Genomic DNA, 21,903 nt, shown 5'->3' on the forward strand with positions numbered 1-21,903 from the left:
GTACGAATGCTTTGGTGGGGACGAATTATCCGGAAAATAGGTTGAAGTATAATGGGAAGGAATTGCAGAGTAAGGAGTTTGGGGATGGTAGTGGATTGGAGTGGTATGATTATGGGGCGAGGATGTATGATCAACAGATTGGAAGGTGGCATGTACAAGATCCAATGTCGGATAAATATATTGGTTATACTCCTTACGGTTACGCCAATAATAGCCCCATACTTTTTGTCGACCCTAATGGGAAGGAAATTTGGATATACTACGGCGATAATCAAAAAGTTCGTTATAATAATGGGAGATTGTATAACGAAGATGGGAGTAAATTTAAAAGCAAAGATAAGTTTGTGTCAACGGTAGTAAAGGCTTTGAACCAAATGAGTTCGACAGAGATAGGTAAAGAGGTTTTAACCACACTTTCCAAATCAGAAAACAAATTTGATTTTATTAATCAAACTCCCATAGTAGATGGAAAAGAAGCAAGTGCACTTCAATTTAAGGAAGGTTCGTCAGGAGGGGGCAAAATCCTTGCAGGGGCACTAATGAAGAGTTCTTCTCCCGAGATACAGAAATTGGAAAATGTAGCTCACGAATTATTCCATGGTTATCAGGCGGAGTATAATCAAGGTGGAGGCTCTATTAATAATGAAGTTGGAGCATATCTATATGGTCAAGCTGTAGCTTTCACTGCTGCAATAAATGGAAGTGTATTTGGTGGAATTATGTCTCCTTCAAGGACGGATAATCAAGCCGGATTGATGTATGGCAAAGCGTTTAATTATTTGTTAAATCAGGCTACAGGGGTTAATTATAATACGTATATTAATTATGTAGATGCCATTCTGAATTTCAAAAATGGGAGTTCATCCAATGTACCCGGACTTTATAATGATGTCAAAATCTTTAGGCCAAATCAAGAAGGAGCTGTCATATTTAAGTTTTTTCCATTAATAAGGGTAAAATAGATTTTATGAAAGTATTAATCACATTGATAATGTTCTTTATTGCTTTGGGTTGTGTTCAATCGGGCAAAGATGCCAAAGTTGCAACTAGTTCTGATACTAAAGTTGAAGATTCTATTGTTGACCCTATTGCGCCTTCTCATTTTGAAATAGATTATAATCGGATAGTTAAACTTGGTACAGATTTTTTTCCGGAAGGGTCTACAGGTATCGGATCATTACGTATTTATATAGATACGGCATCACGGATAGAGCGCTTCGAAATAGTTTTTGCCAGAATTGAGAATAAAGGAAACATTATTTATAATTACCTATCTGATAAGGACGACCCTAAGACAGAACAGCTAATTAATGCATTTAAGGGAGTAGTAAATGGCATTAAAGTTAAGAAGCTAGGTAATCCGAAATTACATGGGTTAGAGGCTTATGATCTAGCTATCAAATTTGAGTAGTTAATTATTTAAGTCAATAAACAAAATCCGCAGGTGACACCTGTTGATTTTGTTTATTGACCACTGGTGCGAGGATGGGGAGCGGGCTATGTGGATTTGCCCCCTCGTGCCAAATGAATTCAAGGAAATGCATAGTATGGCAATATCAATAATTCAGAAAGAAGTACGAAGCCGTGTATGGCACGAGGAGGTTTTCACTATGGCCCACGCGCCAATGGGATGGGAAAAATTGAGATGACAATAATGTATAATGGAAAAACAGCAATCTTGAAATCCCTTTTGCCTCTCTTAACCTTGGTAGGTTGCGGCATTAGAACCAAACTATCTCAGGAAGAATTGAAATGGATTAACCCTTACAATGAGGGTGATACAATTATCTTTAGATCAGATAAGGGAAACTTGGATACAAGTATTATTGTGAAAAAGGAGCTGTTTTATCCGCCATATAATCCTATAGAGGTACACGATAAGTATCTACCTCAATGGGGAGTGATTTATTATGTGAATAAACACCTAAAATACCATCCTTCTGGTTATAGAATGGTAACTATTGAGAAAAAACATCCTAATAATGAAACCTCTTTATCAATTGATTACCAATATGGGGGAGACCTTTTTTTGAACATCACAACAGGAAGTATAGAGAAGTACAAACAAGGGAAAGTCTATGAATTTGATACTTATTCTTCTAAAGCGCCTCCGAACCAGCCTAGAACAATTTTCTGGCATGAGGATTATGGTATAATTAAGTATGTGACTCACGGAGGAGCCGTTTGGGAACGGATAAATTCTCAAAGGTAGAGTATGGTTACTTAAAATCGAAGTATTAAAATTGCCATCCTGCCACCTCTTTCGCGAAATTCCTGGCCTACTCCGAGCCTACGAACAGGGCACGGAAAAAAATCTCCACACGCCGCATCCGCCTACCGGCGGATCAAGGTGCCCCTTCGGGGCGGCGCTATTGCGGTCGTATTTTTTCTGCGTACCCTGTTCTCCGGCCTCCGCAGTCCTAGGGCTGGTCGCTAGAGGTGATTGACGGCGCGGTACGGCAGTTTGATATTGAAATTCAACACATATATTGATTTTGGCACTAACTCTAATTTCAATGTAGCCTTTGTAACACAATTCAGCGGCCTGGTTGTTCCGAACAAAATATGCTGTAATCTGCTAGGGACGTGTATTTTGTGTTGTAAAATGTCTAATAAAGTTGTACTTTTGTATTGATAGTCAATCTTGCGTAAAGTTCTTAGCGATAAATGGACCTTATCTGTTTTCGATAGACTAAAAAATAGACTTCCTCTTTAAAATCCGCTACAGTGGCCGATTTTTCTCTCCGTGGTAATTTTAAAAAGTAAAAGTTGGTGGCACTGTATAATGAATACATTCATATTACAGACAGCAGATCCACCAACTTTTACATCTCACTCCACGCTCCGCTGCGCCCAGTGATCGCTATACTGCCCGTTCTTGATCTTCACAATATCTATAATATGCAGTTGGGTGAGCTGTCCCTTGCCCGGCCGGCCCATCATATCCCCGGTTTGCGTACCACTGATGGTTTTGCGGGTCACTACGGTATCGCCTTCTGCGATCTGTTCATGGATATCCACTTTAATATCCGTCATGGCGGCATGCAGTACGTTGACGATAAAATCACGCACGCCTTCGCGGCCGCCGGGCAGGCCCAGGTTGGCGGCGGTATGGTTGATGAAGTCCGGCGCTACCAGCGCTTCAAAAGCCTGCAGATCGCCTTTTTCAATAAACTCCTGGTTGAAGCGGAGCACAATTGCTTTGTTCTGTTCTAATTGGTTCATTGCTTGTTGTTTAAAGATCCTTAATCAATACTTTGCTTTCCAGCATCACAGGGATGTACAGTCGCTTGCGTGCCGCATCATAATAAAAATCCGCCGGGCCGGCTATTACCGGCATCTCCAGTTGGGTAACGGTTTTACTGGGGATATCTATTTTTTGCAGTAAACCGGCCGGGTGGTCCAGCGCGCCCCAGTCGGACACCAGCAAGGTATGATCATCTGTCATCACCAGGCCGTCGAAGCCGCCGTGCGCATCGCTTAACTTTTCGTATACCGCTTGTTGCTGTTCCCAGTGTACTACGCCTATTTCACCGCCCTGGATGTTGTCGAAATGAAAATTACAGGTGTACAGGCGATGGCCTTTCTGATCATAATAAATGCCGTTGGCGCCCGGCAGGTCAGTAACGGCTTTTACCTGCAGGCTTTTCACGTCCGCTTCCAGTATCTTACCGGCATCCGTCAGGGAAACAAAGAGGGTATGATCATCCTTTACCGTAAGATCGTTGGCAAAGGAAGTGTGAAAGTCTGCCAGGCTTATTTCCGCTACTTTCTTCCCGGAGGAGAGCCGGATGCCTACAATACGGTCCAGGTCCGCAACGTACAGCACGCCTTTGATGATGGCCGTGCCTTTGGGGGCGTTCAGCTTTTCGGTAGTGATGCTGGGGGTGATCATATTCCCTCCAAGAGATAGCTTGCTGATGAAGCCGTCGCCATCCCGTGCAGTCGGATCGCCGCTTGTACCGATGTTGGTGGCATACAGGAAATGTCCATCGGAGATCAGGCTTTCAGGATGCACCAGGCCGTCCTGGGCAAAGGAATGGCTGGCCAGCAAAAGGCCGGCAAGGCATAATAGTACTTTTTGCATTGTTTGAAATTTGATGGTCAGGTCTTAATGCAAAGGTACTTTGCCCGGGAGGGGCGATGGTAACGCTAAAAGCTCAAACAATTGCTTTTTTGGCTCGGTCGGCATTGGGAGTAATGCCGTATTCCTGTTTGAAGATGCGGATAAAGTGGGGAATGTTCTCAAATCCGCATTCCAGCGCTATTTCAGCCACCTGCTTGTCCGTATGCTGCAGCAGCATGCGGGCATGGGCCAGGCGCTGCTCGTTGATCCACTTCTTGGGCGGGCACCGGAACTGCTGCTGGAAATCGCGTTTGAAAGAGGCCAGGCTGCGGCCGGATAGTTTCGCCAGTTCTTCCAATGTAAGCGGCTGGAACAGGTGGGTCTTTACAATATAGCCTACATCCAGCGGCTGCCCGAAAACAATACCCTGCAGGAACGCCAGCACTTCCTGCCGCTGTGGGCCGGACAGCAGCAGCAACAACAGCTCCTGCTGCTTCAACTGAAGAATGCTTTCCAGCCCGTCTATCCGCTTCCCGAAATATTCCATGAACTGCGTTTTAAAACTGTCCAGCAGCTCATTGGATGGCAGCACCAGGTGGGTAGCTGCCGTCACGGTTTTCGTAGTGGCAAAGCCATAGTTGTGCAGGAATTTTTTCAGGAGATCGTCTGTAAAGAACAGCAGCAGCACCTGGTAGTCCAGCCCGCCCGGCACAAATTCAGAGAGGGTGTAAATGCCGCGTTTCATGAATAGCAGGTGTCCGGCTTCCGCCGTGTAGGTCTGGTCGCCGATGTGCAGCAACTTGTGCCCCTGCAGTACAAACAGCAGCGTATGCTCCGTAATAAAGCTGGTGCGCCGGCCTGCCGCGGTGGCCTGCCGGTAGCGGGCAATGGGCACGGTGGCGGACTGCAGCACATCTTCGTCACATTTGTCTATGGATTGCGGGAACCTTAATAGCATACTGCAAAGTAAAGACGATTACACGATTTTATGCGTGGCCTTGATCACGGACATGACGAACACGCTTTCCATATGGCCGATGTTGTCCAGCTCTCCCAGCTTGTTCACGTTAAACTCCGAATAGGCGTTCATGTCCTTTACCTGCACCTTCAGCATAAAATCAAACTGCCCGGAAATATTCAGGCATTCCGTTACTTCCGGGAAGCCGGTCACCTCGCGGATAAAGCGGCCGCCGGCCTTTTTGCCGTGCTCTTTCAGGGAGATGTAACATAGCACGGTCAGGCCCTTGTCTATTTTCTGCGGGTCGATGATGGCGGCATACTGGCGGATCACGCCGGCCTGCTCCATTTTGCGGATGCGCTCGTACACCGGTGTGGCGCTCAGGTTCATGCGGGAAGCAATATCGCGGATGGTCATTTTGGCATCCTCCTGCAGGAGCTTCAGGATACCGAGGTCTTTTTCATCCAATACTATATCGTTGGCGTCCATTAGAATATTATACTGTTTTAGGGATGATATACTGGTACAATATACTGAATTATCCCTTGTATTGCTGCAGCAGTTGCTGCAGGTCCGCCAGGGTGTTGATCTCCTGCGCGGTTTTGTCCCTGCGCCAGCGGTGCATGCGGGGAAAGCGGAGCGCCACGCCGGATTTGTGGCGCTTGCTGGCGGCAATGCCTTCAAAAGCGATCTCGAACACCAGCCCGGGCTTAACGGTCCTGACCGGGCCGAATTTTTCCAGGGAGTTCCTTTTCACCCAGGCGTCCACCTCGCTGATCTCCTTGTCCGTAAGGCCGGAGTAGGCTTTGGTGAAGGGCACCAACTGCTCGCCGTCCCGCACGGCAAAGGTATAGTCCGTATACAGGTCGGCGCGGCGGCCGTGGCCTTTCTGGGCGTAGATCATCACGGCGTCTATGGTAAAGGGATCTATTTTCCATTTCCACCAGTCGCCGCGTTTGCGGCCCACCTGGTAGGCGGAGCTTCGTTTCTTCAGCATCAGCCCTTCGCTGCCTTTTTCGCGGGACTGCTGCCGCAGTTGGGCAAGCTGCTCCCAGTTGTCGAAAGTAACGAGGGGCGACAGGCGCAGGGCGGGGTTTTGCGCCTGCTCCACCAGTTGTTCCAGCAGTTGCCGGCGCTGCTCCAGGGGCGTATCGCGGATGTCCCTGCCCTGCCACTCCAGCAGGTCATAGGATAGGAACACCACCGGAGCTTCCTGCAACTGCTTGCGGGTAACGTTCTTGCGGCCGATGCGGGTTTGCAGGGCCTGGAAGGGCAGGGGGAAATCATTGGCCCAGGTCAGTATCTCCCCGTCTATCACGGTGCCGTCCGGCAGCGCGTCGCGCAGGGGCGCATATTCCGGGAACTTTTCGGTGATCAGCTCCTCCCCGCGTGACCATACAAAGAGCTGTCCTTCGCGCTTCACCAGTTGTCCGCGGATGCCGTCCCATTTCCATTCCGCCGCCCAGTCCCCCGGCGGGCCCAGGGTGGCGGGCTCCCCTTCCAGGGCATAGGCCAGGTAAAAAGGGTAGGGTTTGGAGATGTCGGCGCTGCCGTGGTTTTCATGCAGCAGGGTTTCCAGGCTGGTGTGGCGCGGGTCCCAATTGCCGCTGATCATATGGGAGAGGGTGGCCGGGGGAATGCCATAGGCCTGGGCCAGGGCGTTCACCATCATCTGCTGGGATACGCCGATGCGGAAGCCGCCGGTGATCAGCTTGTTGAATACAAAGCGCTCGCCGGTGTCCAGCTCCTGCCAGGCCGCCTGTATGAACTGCTGTTTCTCCGCTTCGGTGGCCTTTTCCAGCGCCATAAGCTTTTCCAGCCAGTAGTGCAGGGGATGGGAGGAGAGGCGGGCAGGCGTTTCCGGCAGCAGCAGGGCAATGGTCTCTGCCAGGTCGCCTACGGTATGGTAACATTCCTCAAACAGCCATTCGGGCAGGCCGGCCGCCTGTATGCACCAGCTTTTGAGCTGGGCGCTGTTCACGGTGCGGCGGGGCCGCCGTCCGCTGAACAGCGCCAGCACCCAGGGCTTGTCCCGCTCGGCGGCAGTGGCAAAGTACTGCCGCAGCGCCTCCAGCTTCTCGTTGGTCTTGGTGCTGTTGCTTAATATTTTTACCAGTTGTGTAAACTGTTGCATAGTGATGATATGAAGTGGGAAGTAAGATGTATGAAGTATGATGCCTGCCCTATTTCCTATTTCTGATTTCTTTCTTCATACTTCTTCCTCCTCTTGTCCGAACGCTGTCCTGACCTCCTCCGCGGCTATCCCGTTTTCCTGCAGGTAACGGGCAAATGCACTGCTGAAACCGTGCGTGGTATATACCTGTTCCGCACCGGTGGCCTTAACAGCCTGCAATAACCCCGGCCAGTCCGCATGGTCCGAAAGGGCAAAGCCTGCGTCGGCGTTGCGGCGGCGCATGTGGCCGCGCACCTGCATCCACCCGCTGCATACGCCCAGCGCATAGGGCAGGAAGCGCCGCATCCAGGCCGTGCCGGCGGCCGAGGGCGGCGCTATGATCAGGCCGTCCTTCAGGTCTGCTTTCGGCGTGTCCGGCGTAATGTAGTGCACCGGCGGCAGGGGGTGGCCGTTGGCCAGCAGCACCTGGTGGGCGGCATTAATGGCCCCGTGCACATAAAAGCGCGGCACGGCATCCGCCAGGTTGTACAGCAGGCGCTGGGCCTTGCCCAGGCTGTAGGCCAGCAGTATGCTGTGCTTGCCGGCCCGCTGGTTCTCCTGTATCCATTCCCGTATGCTGCTGAAAATAATACCCTGGGGCTGCCAGTTGTAAATGGGCAGGCCAAAGGTGCATTCCGTTATAAATACCTGGCAGGGCAGGGGCTCAAACTGGCCGGAGAGGCCGTCGTTTTCCACCTTGTAGTCGCCGCTCACCACCCATATTTCGCTGCCTTGCTGCACGCGCACCTGCGCGCTGCCGACCATGTGCCCGGCCGGGTGCAGGGAAATGCGCACGCCATTGTAATACACCGCTTCGCCAAACGGGATGCCCTGTACGCTGATGTCTGCGCCTAAGCGCAACTGCAGCAAAGGCACGCTGTCCTGCTGGCAGAGATAATGCCGGTGGCCCCAGCGTGCATGGTCGGAGTGCGCATGGGTGACCACGGCGCGCTGCACCGGCTGCCAGGGATCAATGTAAAAATCCCCGGCCGCGCAGTAAATGCCTTTGTCGGTGAACTGGAGTACGGGCATATGGCTAAGCTACGAATAAGCTGCCCAAAAAAAATGCCGGAAGATCAGGGCATCTTCCGGCATCATCAGCTACACAGCTAACGAAACTAACGGCTAAGCGCTGAAGTTACCGCGCTCATCTTTATGTCAGTAGTGTCGCTGCTGCCTTTCTGTATAATGTAGATATTCTTGTTCTCGAAATAGTCCGGCTGTTGTTCGCCATCGCCCAGGTATACCGGCTGGTAGTTGAAGTCGGTAAATACTTTCTTGGCGGTAGTATCGTTTACGGCCGTATTAAAATACACCCCGTTATCCTTCAGTTGCTTTACAAAGTAGTAGGTCAGCTCAAAACCTTTGAAGGCCATGTCGGAGGGGCGCATCTTGTATACCCGCTTGAAATAATCCGTGATATAGCGGCTGAACGCATTGGTTTTGTCATTGAAGTAAGGAGAGGAGTAGTACACCTGCACACCCTGCAGTTCCGGATCATCAAACTTCATCACGTCCCAGGTGGGCATGCCGAATACGTGCACGGGATAGTTGGCCGCCTGTACGCTCAGCTTCTGGAGAATGGCTTTGGCGCCGGCTTCGTCCAGGGCCGTTACAATGCATACATTGGGCCGGTCCGCCAGCAGGTGGGTAGACAGTTCCATGTCGCTGGTGGCGTTGCTCCATATCACTTCATGTATGATCGATTTCTTCGGGCTTTGCATCTGCTCGTAAGACGCCTTGATATCGGCGGCTATACGGGCTTCTACCGGCGTATTGCGGCGCAGCAGCACAATGTTCTTGGTGGCGAAGGCTTCCTGTACATAACGTTGCAGGGCGTCGCAGTGTGTTTTCAGCGTGCTGTTGGTGATAAGCAGGAAAGGATTGTCGCTCACGCCGCCGCTGTTAGGATAGGTGGCGGATACCAGGTTCACCTCTTTTTCCCGGGCAAAGTTGCTCAGCTCCCGCAGCTCCGGGTTGCTCACGGCGCCTATGATCAGGTCCACGGCATCCAGGTTGCGGTTGCGGATCAGCGTGGGGATGCTGTTCAGGCGGGACTTGCTGTCGTACACGATCACGTTCAGGTTGTAGCCCTGCTGCCGCAGCGTGTCCAGCGCCAGTTGTGCGCCTTCGTAAAAATCCAGGCCGGGCAGCACATAGCGAGGCATGGTGCGGCCGGGAATTTCCAGTGAATTGGCGAATACGGAGTCCAGGTATAAAGGGGAGAATAATGCCAGGTTGTAAGATTCCCTTTTAACTTCACGGCCAAAAGCAGGCACATTGAATGGTGCTGCCTTTACCTCTTCTTTTTTCTTTTCTTCTTCTTCCTTCTTCTTTTCTTCCTCCGTTTTAGGCTTGGTAACTACCGGTGGAGGCGTGCCCGGGCTGCTGGTGCCGGGCTTGAACAGCGAGCAGGCAGACAGGGTGACAGATAATACGACTACTGGTAACAGTTGCTTGTTGATAGTGGATCGGCTCATAGCGTTCTTTGGATTACAAAAATCATTCCCATTCAATCGTGGCGGGCGGTTTGGAACTGATATCGTACACAACGCGGTTGATACCTTTCACCCTGTTAATGATCTCGTTGGACATTTTTGCCAGGAATTCGTAAGGCAGGTGCGCCCAGTCGGCGGTCATGCCGTCTGTAGAAGTTACGGCGCGCAGGGCCACCGTAAATTCGTAGGTCCTTTCATCACCCATCACGCCTACGCTCTGCACCGGCAGCAGGATGGTGCCTGCCTGCCATACCTTGTCATACAGGCCGGCTTCGCGCAGTCCTTCTATGTAGATGGCGTCTGCTTCCTGCAGCATGGTCACTTTTTCGGGCGTAATGTCGCCCAGTATACGGATGGCCAACCCGGGGCCCGGGAAAGGATGCCGGCCCAGGAACAGCTCACTGATGCCTATTTCGCGGCCCACGCGGCGCACTTCGTCCTTAAAAAGGAAGCGCAGGGGCTCCACGAGCGACATGTTCATTTTTTCCGGCAGGCCGCCCACGTTGTGGTGCGATTTAATGGTAACGGAAGGGCCGTTGACGGATACAGATTCTATCACATCCGGGTAAATGGTGCCCTGGCCCAGGAAAGCAATGTCGGTCAGTTGCTCGGCTTCGTGCTGGAACACTTCAATGAACAGGCGACCGATGATCTTGCGCTTCTTTTCCGGGTCGCTGACGCCCTGCAGCTCGTTGTAGAACAATTGCCGGGCATTTACGCCTTTTACGTTCAGGCCCATATGCTTGTAGGAGTCCAGCACTGTCTCGAATTCATCCTTGCGCAGCAGGCCGTTGTCTACAAACACGCAGTAGAGGTTTTGCCCGATGGCCTTGTGGATGAGCTCTGCTGCTACAGTAGAGTCCACGCCGCCGCTCAGCGCCATCACCACTCTTTTATTGCCTACCTGCTCTTTGATGCGGGCTACCGTTTCCTGCACAAAGGCGGCCGGGGTCCAGTCCTGCTGGCAGCCGCAGATGTGCACCAGGAAATTGCGCAATATCAGCTTGCCTTCCAGGGAGTGGGTCACTTCCGGGTGGAACTGCAGGCCCAACAGGGGGCGGGCCGTCCTGGAATGGCTTTTGAAGGCCGCCACGGGGATGTTTTCCGTGCGGGCAATGATCTCGAAGCCTTCCGGCATCCGGACGATGGTGTCGGAATGGCTCATCCATACCTGGCTTTTGCCGGAGATATCGTACAGTAAGGTTTCTTCTTTGTTCTCATGCTCCATGAAGGCGCGCCCGTATTCCCGGATATTGCTTTTGGCCACTTCGCCCCCGAAGTTTTTGGCCATCAGTTGCGCCCCGTAGCAGATGCCCAGCACCGGCACCTTCTCCGCCATAGCGGCAATGTCTACGCTGGGTGCGCCGGCATCGTTCACGGAGAAGGGGCTGCCGGACAGAATAATACCTTTAATGGAAGGTTCCCAGGCAATGGGCTGTAAGCAAGGCTTTATCTCACAGTAAACATTCAGCTCCCGTATGCTGCGTGCAATTAATTGTGTATATTGGGAGCCGAAATCAAGAATAAGGATCTTTTCAGTCATGGTGGTGCAAAGATAAAGTCCAAATCCCAAAATCATTACCTTCATGCAAACATTCCTCTATATGCAACCAACTTACCAACTTTTAGTACTGTTAGTTTTCTCTCTTTTTACCGCCAGTTGTGATGTTACCGGGCAAAATCATGTGCGTGGCAGCGGCAACGTACAAAAGGAAGAGCGCTCCGTAGGAGCGTTCACAAAGCTGTCCGTCCGGGGCAGCATGGACGTGTTCCTGACCCAGGGGCCGGCCAAAGCGGCGGTGATTGAAGCGGATGACAATATCCTGCCCCTGATCGAGCTGGAAAAAGAAGGCGATGAGCTGGTGGTGCGACTGAGAAGGCATACCTCCATCAACACCCGCAAGGCCATGAAAGTATACCTGACCACCCCGGAAATAGAAGGCCTGTACCTGGCCGGCTCCGGTAATATAAAGCTGGAAAACAAGTTCAGCAATAACAGGGAAATGAAGCTGAAAGTGAGCGGCAGCGGGAACATTGACGGGGAGCTGAATGCACCGCAGGTAGATGCGGATATCAGCGGCTCCGGCGATATCACCCTGCGGGGCGAGACCAAAGAGCTGGACATCGACATTGCCGGCAGCGGCGATTTTAAAGGATCGGACCTCCTGTCCGAAAATGCCGATATCAAGATCGCCGGCAGCGGGGATGCCCTGGTGCATGCCAGCATGACCCTGGATGCGAGGATTGCCGGTTCCGGTGATGTGCGTTATAAAGGCACGCCGCAGGTGTCTTCCAAAGTGGCCGGTTCCGGCTCCGTAAAAAAGGATTGAACTCTAACGTTTTTTTAACATTTCAGTTATCATATTTTTCTGCATCTTAGCGCTTAATTATTACAACTTATTAAGTCCTTTAGCCTGGGTACTGCTGTAACGTTTATCGTGTTACTCCAGTACCTGGCTAAGGCACAAATCAGCCGCATAACCTCCCATAGCTTCACCCAATAACATATAGTAAAAATTTATCTCCTACTGTGAAGGTTTATTTGTATGTTTACAGTTTATATTGTTGAACGCCTGTTCCTTATATGACTAAACAGCAAAAGATCCTGGTTATCTATTATACCCAGACCGGGCAGTTAAAACGGATCATAGACAAGGTGGTAGCGCCTTTGCAGGAGTACGCCGCTATTGATTATGAAGAAATTGTACCGGTACAGCCGTTTCCTTTTCCCTGGAACAAGCAGCAGTTTTACGATACGATGCCGGAAACGGTGCTGGGCCGCCCCAGGGGGGTACAGCCCCTGAAAACGGACCCCGATGCGCATTATGACCTGGTGATACTGGCCTACCAGCCCTGGTTTCTGTCGCCTTCGCAGCCAACGGCCGCTTTCCTGCAGAGTCCCGATGCCGCCCGCCTGCTCAGGAGCAAAAAGGTGCTAACGCTGATCGGTGCGCGCAATATGTGGCTGAATGCACAGGAAACTGTAAAACAGCATTTATATAACGCTGGTGCAGACCTGGTGGGCAATATCGCCCTAGTGGATACTTCGCCCAACCTGGTATCGGTAATGACGGTGCTGCGCTGGCAGTTCAAAGGGAAGAAAGAAGCTACCCGTTTTTTGCCGCCGGCCGGCGTGCAGGAAAAGGAGATTGAGGCCGCCGGCCGCTTTGCCGCCCCCATAGCGCAGGCATTGCAGCAGGGCCGGTGGGAGCAACTGCACCCGCAATTGCTGGAGCTGGAAGCCGTTACGCTTAAGCCCAACCTGGTAGTGCTGGAGGACAGGGGCATACGGGCATTCCGTTACTGGTCAAAATTCATCAGCGCCAAAGGCGGCCCCGGCGCAGCCGCCCGCCAGGCGCGCGTAAGCATGTATCGCGCGCTATTGCTGGCCGGCATTTTTGTGCTGACACCTGTTACCAAAATATCTTCCCTGATCACCTTAAGATTGCAGCGGGATAAATTGCTGGAAGAAGTGGCGTACTATAAGGGAATACGCCTGCGTTCCGGAAAATAACTGTTTAACCAGGCCGCAATCATGTAGTTTTGTACCGTCAGCCATGAGGGGGATTCAATTATAATTATATATTTACGCGCTGATCCGGCATGGTTATGGGATAAACCTATGTCGCTCCTGTGTAGTGTATTATTAAAGAGTATTAATTTCAGATGAAGGACGTTTTTATTACAAGGCTATCCAAATTTTTACCCAACGAGCCTGTGGGAAATGATGAAATGGAAAGTATTCTTGGCATGGTGGATGGCAAGCCATCCCGCGCCCGGTCCATGATCCTGGGTAATAACAAGATCCAGACCCGCTACTATGCCCTGGATAAAGATGGCAACAGCACCCATACCAATGCACAGATGACCGCTGCCGCCGTACAGGCCCTGTTTGACGACGCCTTCCCCATCAACCGGATGCAATTGCTGGCATGCGGCACCACTTCCCCGGACCAGTTGCTGCCCAACCATGCCGCCATGGTGCACGGCCTGCTCAAATGCCAGCCGGTAGAGCTGATAGCCGCCACCGGCGCCTGTGCAGCCGGTATGCAGGCATTTAAATATGCTTATATGTCCGTTAAGTGCGGCAACACCGCCAACGGCGTAAGCACCGGTTCTGAAAAATTCTCCGCCTGGATGCTGGCCAAGAAATTTGAGCCGGAGGCGGAAAACCTCAAGGCATTGAGCGAGAATCCCATCATTGCATTTGAAAAGGACTTCCTCCGCTGGATGCTGTCCGACGGCGCCAGCGCCGCCCTGTTCCAGGACAAGCCCAACGAGAACGGGCTTTCCCTGCGGGTGGACTGGGTGGAGATCGCCTCCTATGCCCATGAGCTGGAAACCTGCATGTACGCAGGCGCGGTGAAGGACGGCAATGGCGGCACCACCGGCTGGATAGATATGACGCCGGAAGAGTGGGCGCAACACAGCGTTTTCTCCTTCAAGCAGGACACGCGCCTGCTGGGTAAGAACATTGTGCCCTCCGGCGCTAAAATGTGGAAAGAGCTGGTAGAGCGTTACAATATCGATATAGACAAACTGGATTATTTCCTGCCGCACCTTTCTTCAGAATTCTTCCGCTTTAAGATAGACGAAGAGATCACCCGGCTGGGCGTGCCCATTCCCCAGGAAAAATGGTTCACCAACCTGACCCGTGTGGGCAATGTAGGTACGGCCTCCCCCTATTTTATGCTGGAAGAGCTGATGAATACCGGCCAGTTGAAAAAGGGGCAGACCATCGTGATGATGGTGCCTGAAAGCGCGCGTTTCTCTTATGCATATGCGCACCTGACCGTAGTGTGATGCCCCGTCTTAAATTTTGTATAAAATGAAGAAAGACGAAGTTCCGCAAGACGGCGATAACCTTCACGAAGGCTCCTTCCGGCAGCTCTTCTATGCTGTAGACGACAAGGGTTCCTACACCCCGGTATCCAGCGTGGGCTGGGAGCCGGAGAACGTAGCCATGGCGCAGGCCTGGGAGGAGGTGCATGACCGGGTGGAAAGAGCCCGGCAGCGGGTGCTGGCCGGCCAGCTAAGCCCGGTGGGCTACTACATGGAAAAGCACCTGATGGACCTGGCGCTGTTGGCCAGCTATGTAGGCAGGTTCCAGTGGCAGGTAAAACGGCACATGCGTCCCCGGGTCTTCAATAAACTCAGTGACAAAATGCTGCAGCGTTATGCAGCCGCCTTTCGGATCACCGTGCAGGAGTTGAAAAAAGTAATATGAAATTCCAAATCCCAAATACCAAATCCCGAAAATGGAGGCAGGCCACCAACAATAATACTAAACTGTTAATAGTAGCTGGACATTGCCACCAGCTTGGAATTTGGAATTTGGGATTTGGATTTTGTTCAGGATTTGGAATTTTAAACTATGATACAGTTCGATCACGTGCAAACGGCCCATTGTGAGAGTGGGGTAATATCCAATATGTTCCGGCATTATGGCCTGTCCATCAGCGAGCCGATGGCCTTTGGCATTGGCGCCGGCATATTCTTTGGCCACCTGCCGTTTGTAAAGGTGAACGGGGTGCCGGGCACCACTTACCGCATCTGGCCCGGCGCTATTTTCCAGCGGGTATGCAGCCGGCTGGGGGTGAAAATGCAGTCGCAGAAATTTTCCGCCCCCGCCAAAGCCATGGAGGCGCTGGATACCGTGCTGGCAAAGGGCATTCCCGTGGGTGTATTGTCCAGCGTGTACTACCTGCCTTACTTTCCGCCGGCCTACCGTTTTCATTTCAATGCGCACAACCTGGTGATCTATGGTAAGAACGGCGCCAATTACCAGGTAAGCGATCCTATTATGGACACCGTTACCGAAATTGATCCGCAAAGCCTGGCGGAAGCGCGCTTTGCCAAAGGCTTCCCGGAGCCTAGGGGTAAGATGTATTACCCGGTGAAGGTGCCAAAGGACGTATCACTGGAAAAACCGGTACGGCAGGGTATCGCACAGGCCTGCCATTATATGCTGAAGGTGCCTGTGCCTATGTTTGGCGTAAAGGGCATCCGCTTCCTGGCCAAACGCATGCGGCATTACCCGGAAAAGGTAGGCGACCGCAGATCGGTGCTGTACCTGGGCAACGTGATCCGTATGCAGGAGGAGATCGGCACCGGCGGAGCGGGTTTCCGCTTCATGTACGCCGCCTTCCTGCAGGAGGCCGCCATGCTGCTGAGCAAGCCGGAGCTGGGCGTGCTGTCAAAAGAGCTGACCGGCATCGGGGACCTCTGGCGGAACTTTGCCTTCCAGGCCGGCCGCGTGTGTAAAAGCCGCGCCGCCGACGATGTATCCTACCGGGAGTTGAGTGAAATGCTGCTGCAATGCGCGGCAGCGGAAGAAGGATTTTTTAAACGGCTGGCAAACGTCAAATTGTAATGATCCATGTTCACAACCTGCATAAAACTTACCGCGGCGCGCTGGAGCCATCGCTCAGCGGGCTGTCCTTCCGCTTTCCCAAAGGCAGCATAGCCGGGTTGCTGGGGCCGAACGGCGCCGGCAAGACCACAACCATCTCCATTCTTTGCGGGCTGGTAAAGGCCGATACCGGGCATGCGGAGGTCTTTGGCCTGCGCCAGGACCTGGCCCACCGCGAAAGCATCAAGCGCCTGATCGGTATCGTGCCGCAGCAGATCGCCCTGTTCCCGCAGCTTACGGCAATGGAGAACCTCGAGTACTTTGGCCACCTGTACGGCCTGAAAGGCAGGCCCCTGCGTGCTAAAATAGATGCCTACCTGCAGCGCTTCGGCCTGGAGAAGAACAGCAATAAGGAGATATACAAATTTTCCGGCGGCATGAAACGCCGCACCAATATTATTGCGGCCCTCCTGCATGATCCGCAGTTGCTGGTGCTGGACGAGCCTACTGCCGGCGTGGATGTGCAGTCGCGCAGCATGATCCTGCAATTCCTGCGGGAGTACAACCAGCAGGGCGTGAGCATACTATACACTTCCCACCTGCTGGAAGAGGCGCAAAGCCTGTGCAGCGAAGTAGCGGTGATAGACCAGGGCCGGCTGGTGCTGCAGGGACAGCCGCATGCACTGATCCAACAACATCCTGAATGCCGCAACCTGGAGGACGTGTTCCTGCACTACACCGGGCACGCGCTAAGAGACTAAGCACGATATGTTAAGATTACTGGCTACGATACGGAAAGAATGGCTGCTGCTGAAACGGGACCGCGCAGGGCTGGCCCTGTTGTTCCTGATGCCGGTGGTGCTCATCACCGTAATGGCGCTGATAGAGGATGCGCCCTTCCGGGATTACCAGGAGCTGAAGTTTGACGTGCTTACCGTGGACAATGATCACGGGCGGCTGGCCCGTTATATCAAAGAAGGGCTGGAAAGCAGCGGGCAGTTTACGCTGGTAGACTCCGTGGACGGCCAGCCCCTTACCACGGAAAAGGCCCGGCAACTGGTGAATGAAGGCGATTACCGCATCTGCATCGTCATTCCCCGGGGCGCTACAGCCGCTATTGTCAGCAATGCCAACCGCATTGTGAACGACCTGTCCAAACGCATGGGCCTGCCGGCCGTGCAGCCGGTAAAGCAGCGGGACGATTCGCTCAATGTGGTGATCTATTTTGACCCGGCGGCCAAGAAGGCGTTCAAGAGCGCCATTCACAACGCCCTGGACAATTTTTTAACCCAGGTGCAGACCAACCTGCTGCTGGAGCGCATTCAACTGCAATTGCGCAGGAAGAATGCCGGTGCGGCGGATACGGACACCCTGGATATACAGCTAAAGGCCATCGGGCTGCAGGAGCAGGCCACCGGCCCGGTGAAGCAGATCGATGTGATCTACAATTCCGTGCAGCACAACGTGCCGGCCTGGAGCATCTTCGCCATGTTCTTCATCGTGATACCCATTGCCGGCAACATGATCCGGGAAAGGGGTGATGGCAGCCTGCTGCGTATACAACTGATACCCGGCTCTTACCTGGAGGTGCTGGCCGGTAAAATGCTGTTCTACGTGGGCATCTGCGTGGTGCAGTTCTACCTGATGATACTGGTAGGCATCTACCTGATGCCGCAATTGGGCCTGCCCCGGCTGACCCTGGGCCATAGCTACCTGGCAGCTTTTATAATCGCGCTGGGCATAGCCCTGGCAGCCACAGCGTATGGCATACTTATTGGCACCGTATTTAAAACGCCCAACCAGGCGCTGAACTTCGGAGCCATCTCCGTGGTGATCCTGTCGGCCGTGGGGGGCATATGGGTGCCGCTGGAAGTGATGCCCCCCGGCATGCAGTTCCTGGGGCGCTTAACGCCCATGAACTGGGGCCTGGAAGCCATTAACGATATTTACCTGCGCCATGCAGGTACCGGTCATATATGGGGCAATGCCGGCAAACTGCTGGCCTTATGCGTGGTGATGCTCTGGATAGCAGCCAGGATAGAGAAGCGGAGGATCAGTTAAAAGGAGCGCCGGTACGGATGGAAATATTTTCTAATCAATTGTAAAACTGTATTTTTACCGGTCTTGGGTAAACCTACAACATCATTTATGGAAGAGTTAAAAAAGCAGTTGAAAGCGCAGATCATTGAGGCTTTGAATTTACAGGATATCAAACCGGAGGATATTGAAGACAACGCGCCTTTGTTCGGCGAAGGGCTGGGACTGGACAGTATCGACTCCCTGGAGCTGATGGTGCTGCTGGAAAGGCATTACCAGATCCGGGTGGAGGACCCCCGCGAAGGGCGTAAGATATTACAGTCCGTACAATCCATGGCGGAATTCATCCAATCCAAACAACCGGCGTAGGCAAAACGGTACGGCATGGCGGAACGTGTGTTTATAACAGGAATGGGAATGATCACCGCCATTGGTGATACGGTAGCAGCCAACCTGCACAGCCTCCGGCAGCAGCAAAGCGGCCTTGGCTATACCCGCTACCTGGACACCATTTACAGGGAGGTGCTGCCGGTAGCGGAAGTAAAGCACGATGATGAAGCGCTCAGGGAAATGGCCGGCGTGCCGGGGCAGCCGCAATACACCCGTACCACCCTGCTGGGGCTGATCGCCATGCAGGAAGCCTGGCAACAGGCGGGCATCAATGATCCGCTCCGGGAGCCTGCGGGCTTTATCAATGCCTCTACCGTGGGCGGCATGTGCGATACGGAAAGAGTATATTTTGACCTCATCGATCCCTCGAAAGACGGGCCTTTCCTGCAATACATCGATACCCTGGACTGTGCGGACAGCACCCAGCGCATAGCCGACCGGATGGGCTTTACCGGCTACATCACCACCATCAGCACCGCTTGCTCCTCCTCCGCCAATGCCATTATGTACGGCGCCCGCCTGATCAAACAGGGCCTGCAGCGACGCGTGGTATGCGGGGGCACGGAAGCGCTCACGGCTTTTACCCTCAATGGTTTCAACTCCCTTAAAAATATTGACAAGCAACCCTGCCGCCCCTTTGACCAGCAGCGCAACGGCCTGAACCTGGGCGAAGGCGCCGCCTACCTGGTGCTGGAAAGCGAGACCCTGGCCCGGGAAAACGGCAGCACCATACTGGCGGAACTAAGCGGGTATTGCAACAGCAACGAGGCTTTTCACCCTACGGCCCCTTCGCCGGAGGGCGATGGCGCTTTTGCCGCCATGCAGCAGGCGCTGGCCATGAGCGGCCGCAGCATAGCAGATGTGCAGTATGTGAATGTGCACGGCACGGCCACGCTGAACAACGACGTGTCCGAAGGCAAGGCATTGCAGCGCCTCTTTGGCCGGGAAGTGCCGCCTTTCAGCTCTACCAAGCCCTTTACCGGGCATGCGCTGGCGGCGGCCGGCGCTATTGAAGCGATTTATTCCGTACTGGCCATCCGGCAGGGGATCATCTTTCCCAACCTTCATTTCTCGGAGCAGATGGAGGAGCTGCAGATTGTGCCGGAGACCCGGCTGCTGGAGCAACAGCCTGTACGCACTGTTATTTCAAACTCTTTCGGATTTGGCGGCAATAATGCCTCCCTGGTGATCAGCAAATATGAAGGTTAAGTGTTACATACAAGGTATAGCAGCCATCACTCCGCAGCATACGTTTGAGGGAGACATTTTTGCGCAGCCGCTGGAAAGCTGCAGCAGCAATCTGCTCAGCGTGCGGGAGCCGGACTACAAGGCTTACATCCCGGCCAACAGCCTGCGCCGTATGAGCCGCATGCTGAAGATGGGGCTGACCACCGCCATCAAATGCCTGCAGGACAGCGGTTTGGGCGCGCCCGGCGCTATTGTGACCGGCACGGGCAAAGGCAGCCTGCAGGATACGGAGCGCTTCCTGAAAGACATTCGCCAATACAACGAGCGGGCGCTCAATCCCACGCCCTTCATACAATCCACCTACAATGCCGTGAACGGCATGATAGCCGTACAACAGCAATGCACTACCTATAACAACACCTTTGTGCACCGGGGCTTTTCCTTTGAGCATGCCCTGCTGGACAGTATGCTGCTGCTGCAGGAAGGTACGCCTCATACGCTTACCGGCGCCTTTGATGAAATGACGGAAGAGCATTGCTACATCAAGTCCCGCATCGGTATGTGGAAGACGGAAAAGGTGAACAGCGCGCAGCTCTACGAGCATCCGTCCCCCGGCACCATAGCAGGGGAGGGGGCAGTTTTCTTCGCGTTGTCGGCCCGGGCTACAGCGCAAAGCTATGCCCGCATTGCCGGGCTGCAGCTATTTTACAAGCCGCAGCCGGGTTTCCTGGCGGCCGCCCTCCCCGCCTTTTTACAGCAGCAGGGCCTTAGTCCCCGGGATATAGACTTGGTACTGACGGGGCGCAATGCAGACAGCAACTACGCGCATTTTTACCAGCAACTGGAGGCCCCCCTTCCCGGCGCCTGCCAGCTACCCTTCAAACACCTTTGCGGGGAGTATGAAACGGCCGGCGCTTTTGCCACCTGGCTGGCCGCGCATATCTTAAAGGCGCAGCAGGCGCCGCGGCAATGGTTCCCCATGGTGCCCGCATTCCCGGAGCGCGTGGAGCGCATTTTATTGTACAATCATTTTTTTGGAGAGCAGCACGTGCTTATGTTGCTGGAGCGAGCCGGAGCTCACGGCGGATGAAGCGCTCCAGCGTTTCTTTGGACGGTAGCTTAACAGCGTACCGGGATACGAACACCGCCTGATCCATACCCGCTGTAGCATATTCCACCAGCGCATCGTTCTTATTGGTGACCATAAGGATACCAACGGGAGGATTATCATCGGGTTGCATCATCTCCGCTTTATAAAAGTTAAGATAAGTATTCAACTGCCCGGCATTGATATGATTGAAGGCGTCCACCTTTAATTCAACCAGCACATGGCATTTTAAAATACGGTGGTAAAACACCAGGTCAATGAAAAAATGTTCGTCCCCGATCAGTATACGTTTTTGCCTTCCCTCCAGGCAGAATCCATGACCCATTTCCAGCAGGAAGTCCTGCAAGTGGTTTAACAGCGCCAGCTCCAGGCTGGTTTCAGTAACCAGCGCCTGCTGTGGTAATTCCAGGAACTCAAATGTGTATACGTTCTTGATGAAGTCGGCCGGTTGTAAAGGGTTATCTGTGATGTCCCGGATCATGCGCTGCAGTTTCTCTTTATCCTTTGAAAGCCCCATGCGCTCAAAGTAAAGGCTGTTGATCTGCCGCTTCAGCTCCCGCACGGTCCAGTTGCATTTTATGGTTTCCAGTTCGTAGAAGGTACGCTGGAGCGGGTCCGGGATGGTGAGTAGTTGCACGATATGGGTGAAGGAGAGTTTGGATACCAACTTATCCGGCGGAACTGCTAAATAGTTGGAGTCCAATTCATCAGTCACTGGCTGACGAATTGCAAGTAATTGATTTTCAGTTAGTGACAATTTCGCAATCAATGATTGCCAAATCTGAGTAGGTATATATTGCTGTATTACCTCTCCGATGTGAGTATAAGTAAGATAAAACTGACGATATAAGTGTAGGTTGCGGTGCGAAAAGCTGGACTTATTCAATCGCCCGGCGATTTTTTCCAACAGCCGCTCCCCATACTTCGCCCTGTCTTCTCCTTTTTGTTCATACTCTACGATATAATAACCGATCATCCAGTTGCGGATTGTCAATAGACGGTTCACGGCCTTGGCGGCTGTTTCCTGTAAATGCTGGTGCGTGTGCTCAATGCTGTGCAATAAGAGGTCAAAATTCATAAGATATGATTTGGCGTCAACGAATACGTATGGTTTTGGAAAGCCTTGGGGAGGG

Annotated in this window: 22 protein-coding genes; 13 read left to right on the forward strand and 9 right to left on the reverse strand. The window is 52.8% G+C overall.

The features are described from left to right. From LX66_RS27010 to LX66_RS27020, 3 genes are all read left to right on the forward strand, one after another. Positions 1–962 (forward strand): RHS repeat-associated core domain-containing protein (locus LX66_RS27010; RefSeq protein WP_244620529.1); only part of this gene is annotated, 962 nt, incomplete at its 5' end. Between the two features lie 5 nt (positions 963–967). Further along, positions 968–1,411, forward strand: a complete 444-nt coding sequence (locus LX66_RS27015; protein ID WP_145719360.1) for a hypothetical protein — start codon at positions 968–970, stop codon at positions 1,409–1,411. A 177-nt stretch (positions 1,412–1,588) separates the two neighbouring features. Further along, the gene (locus LX66_RS27020) at positions 1,589–2,212 is read left to right on the forward strand and encodes a hypothetical protein (RefSeq protein ID WP_145719362.1); all 624 of its coding nucleotides are present in this window, start codon (positions 1,589–1,591) and stop codon (positions 2,210–2,212) included. 620 nt (positions 2,213–2,832) lie between these two features. Here the strand turns inward: LX66_RS27020 and LX66_RS27025 are convergent. The 8 genes from LX66_RS27025 to guaA all read right to left on the reverse strand — a co-directional run bounded on the left by LX66_RS27025 (position 2,833) and on the right by guaA (position 11,238). Then, positions 2,833–3,225 carry an ester cyclase gene (locus tag LX66_RS27025; RefSeq protein ID WP_145719363.1) on the reverse strand — a complete coding sequence of 131 codons (393 nt, stop codon included), beginning with the start codon at positions 3,223–3,225 and terminating at the stop codon, positions 2,833–2,835. 10 nt (positions 3,226–3,235) lie between these two features. Then, a complete protein-coding gene (locus tag LX66_RS27030) occupies positions 3,236–4,087 on the reverse strand; it encodes an SMP-30/gluconolactonase/LRE family protein (protein WP_145719365.1) in 852 nt (283 codons plus the stop codon). A 73-nt stretch (positions 4,088–4,160) separates the two neighbouring features. Further along, a complete protein-coding gene (locus tag LX66_RS27035) occupies positions 4,161–5,024 on the reverse strand; it encodes a helix-turn-helix domain-containing protein (RefSeq protein ID WP_145719367.1) in 864 nt (287 codons plus the stop codon). 18 nt (positions 5,025–5,042) lie between these two features. Beyond that, on the reverse strand, positions 5,043–5,513 hold the full coding sequence (locus LX66_RS27040) for an Lrp/AsnC family transcriptional regulator (RefSeq protein WP_145719369.1): 471 nt from the start codon (positions 5,511–5,513) through the stop codon (positions 5,043–5,045). A 49-nt stretch (positions 5,514–5,562) separates the two neighbouring features. Further along, positions 5,563–7,158 carry an ATP-dependent DNA ligase gene (locus LX66_RS27045; protein WP_145719371.1) on the reverse strand — a complete coding sequence of 532 codons (1,596 nt, stop codon included), beginning with the start codon at positions 7,156–7,158 and terminating at the stop codon, positions 5,563–5,565. A gap of 75 nt (positions 7,159–7,233) precedes the next feature. After that, the gene (locus LX66_RS27050) at positions 7,234–8,229 is read right to left on the reverse strand and encodes a ligase-associated DNA damage response exonuclease (protein WP_145719373.1); all 996 of its coding nucleotides are present in this window, start codon (positions 8,227–8,229) and stop codon (positions 7,234–7,236) included. A gap of 86 nt (positions 8,230–8,315) precedes the next feature. Then, positions 8,316–9,677 carry an ABC transporter substrate-binding protein gene (locus LX66_RS27055; RefSeq protein WP_145719375.1) on the reverse strand — a complete coding sequence of 454 codons (1,362 nt, stop codon included), beginning with the start codon at positions 9,675–9,677 and terminating at the stop codon, positions 8,316–8,318. 22 nt (positions 9,678–9,699) lie between these two features. Then, positions 9,700–11,238, reverse strand: a complete 1,539-nt coding sequence (gene guaA, locus LX66_RS27060; RefSeq protein WP_145719377.1) for a glutamine-hydrolyzing GMP synthase — start codon at positions 11,236–11,238, stop codon at positions 9,700–9,702. 61 nt (positions 11,239–11,299) lie between these two features. Here guaA and LX66_RS27065 point away from each other — a divergent pair, with 61 nt between their 5' ends. From LX66_RS27065 to LX66_RS27110, 10 genes are all read left to right on the forward strand, one after another. After that, positions 11,300–12,025, forward strand: a complete 726-nt coding sequence (locus LX66_RS27065) for a head GIN domain-containing protein (protein ID WP_158642779.1) — start codon at positions 11,300–11,302, stop codon at positions 12,023–12,025. Between the two features lie 254 nt (positions 12,026–12,279). Then, positions 12,280–13,209 (forward strand): dialkylrecorsinol condensing enzyme, encoded by a 930-nt coding sequence (locus LX66_RS27070; protein WP_145719381.1) that lies wholly within the window; start codon positions 12,280–12,282, stop codon positions 13,207–13,209. Positions 13,210–13,361: 152 nt separating this feature from the next. Then, the gene (locus LX66_RS27075) at positions 13,362–14,498 is read left to right on the forward strand and encodes a beta-ketoacyl-ACP synthase III (protein WP_145719383.1); all 1,137 of its coding nucleotides are present in this window, start codon (positions 13,362–13,364) and stop codon (positions 14,496–14,498) included. Positions 14,499–14,523: 25 nt separating this feature from the next. Further along, a complete protein-coding gene (locus tag LX66_RS27080) occupies positions 14,524–14,922 on the forward strand; it encodes a hypothetical protein (protein WP_145719385.1) in 399 nt (132 codons plus the stop codon). 147 nt (positions 14,923–15,069) lie between these two features. Beyond that, entirely contained in the window at positions 15,070–16,068 is a 999-nt protein-coding gene (locus tag LX66_RS27085; RefSeq protein WP_145719387.1) for a BtrH N-terminal domain-containing protein, read from the forward strand. Then, on the forward strand, positions 16,068–16,808 hold the full coding sequence (locus tag LX66_RS27090) for an ABC transporter ATP-binding protein (protein ID WP_170232433.1): 741 nt from the start codon (positions 16,068–16,070) through the stop codon (positions 16,806–16,808). Before LX66_RS27085 ends, LX66_RS27090 begins: the two co-directional genes overlap by 1 nt. Positions 16,809–16,815: 7 nt before the next feature. After that, positions 16,816–18,108 (forward strand): ABC transporter permease, encoded by a 1,293-nt coding sequence (locus LX66_RS27095; protein WP_145719389.1) that lies wholly within the window; start codon positions 16,816–16,818, stop codon positions 18,106–18,108. Between the two features lie 63 nt (positions 18,109–18,171). Next, entirely contained in the window at positions 18,172–18,453 is a 282-nt protein-coding gene (locus tag LX66_RS27100) for a phosphopantetheine-binding protein (RefSeq protein WP_262713231.1), read from the forward strand. A gap of 15 nt (positions 18,454–18,468) precedes the next feature. Continuing rightward, positions 18,469–19,683, forward strand: coding sequence for a beta-ketoacyl-[acyl-carrier-protein] synthase family protein (locus tag LX66_RS27105; RefSeq protein ID WP_145719393.1), 1,215 nt, complete (start codon positions 18,469–18,471; stop codon positions 19,681–19,683). Further along, positions 19,673–20,752, forward strand: a complete 1,080-nt coding sequence (locus LX66_RS27110; RefSeq protein WP_145719395.1) for a beta-ketoacyl synthase chain length factor — start codon at positions 19,673–19,675, stop codon at positions 20,750–20,752. Before LX66_RS27105 ends, LX66_RS27110 begins: the two co-directional genes overlap by 11 nt. Here the strand turns inward: LX66_RS27110 and LX66_RS27115 are convergent. Then, entirely contained in the window at positions 20,715–21,848 is a 1,134-nt protein-coding gene (locus LX66_RS27115; protein ID WP_145719397.1) for a PDDEXK nuclease domain-containing protein, read from the reverse strand. The two genes, LX66_RS27110 and LX66_RS27115, sit on opposite strands and share 38 nt — an antisense overlap. Between the last annotated feature and the right edge of the window lie 55 nt (positions 21,849–21,903).

Source organism: Chitinophaga japonensis (assembly GCF_007830125.1).
In the GTDB taxonomy this organism is placed as follows: Bacteria; Bacteroidota; Bacteroidia; order Chitinophagales; family Chitinophagaceae; genus Chitinophaga; species Chitinophaga japonensis.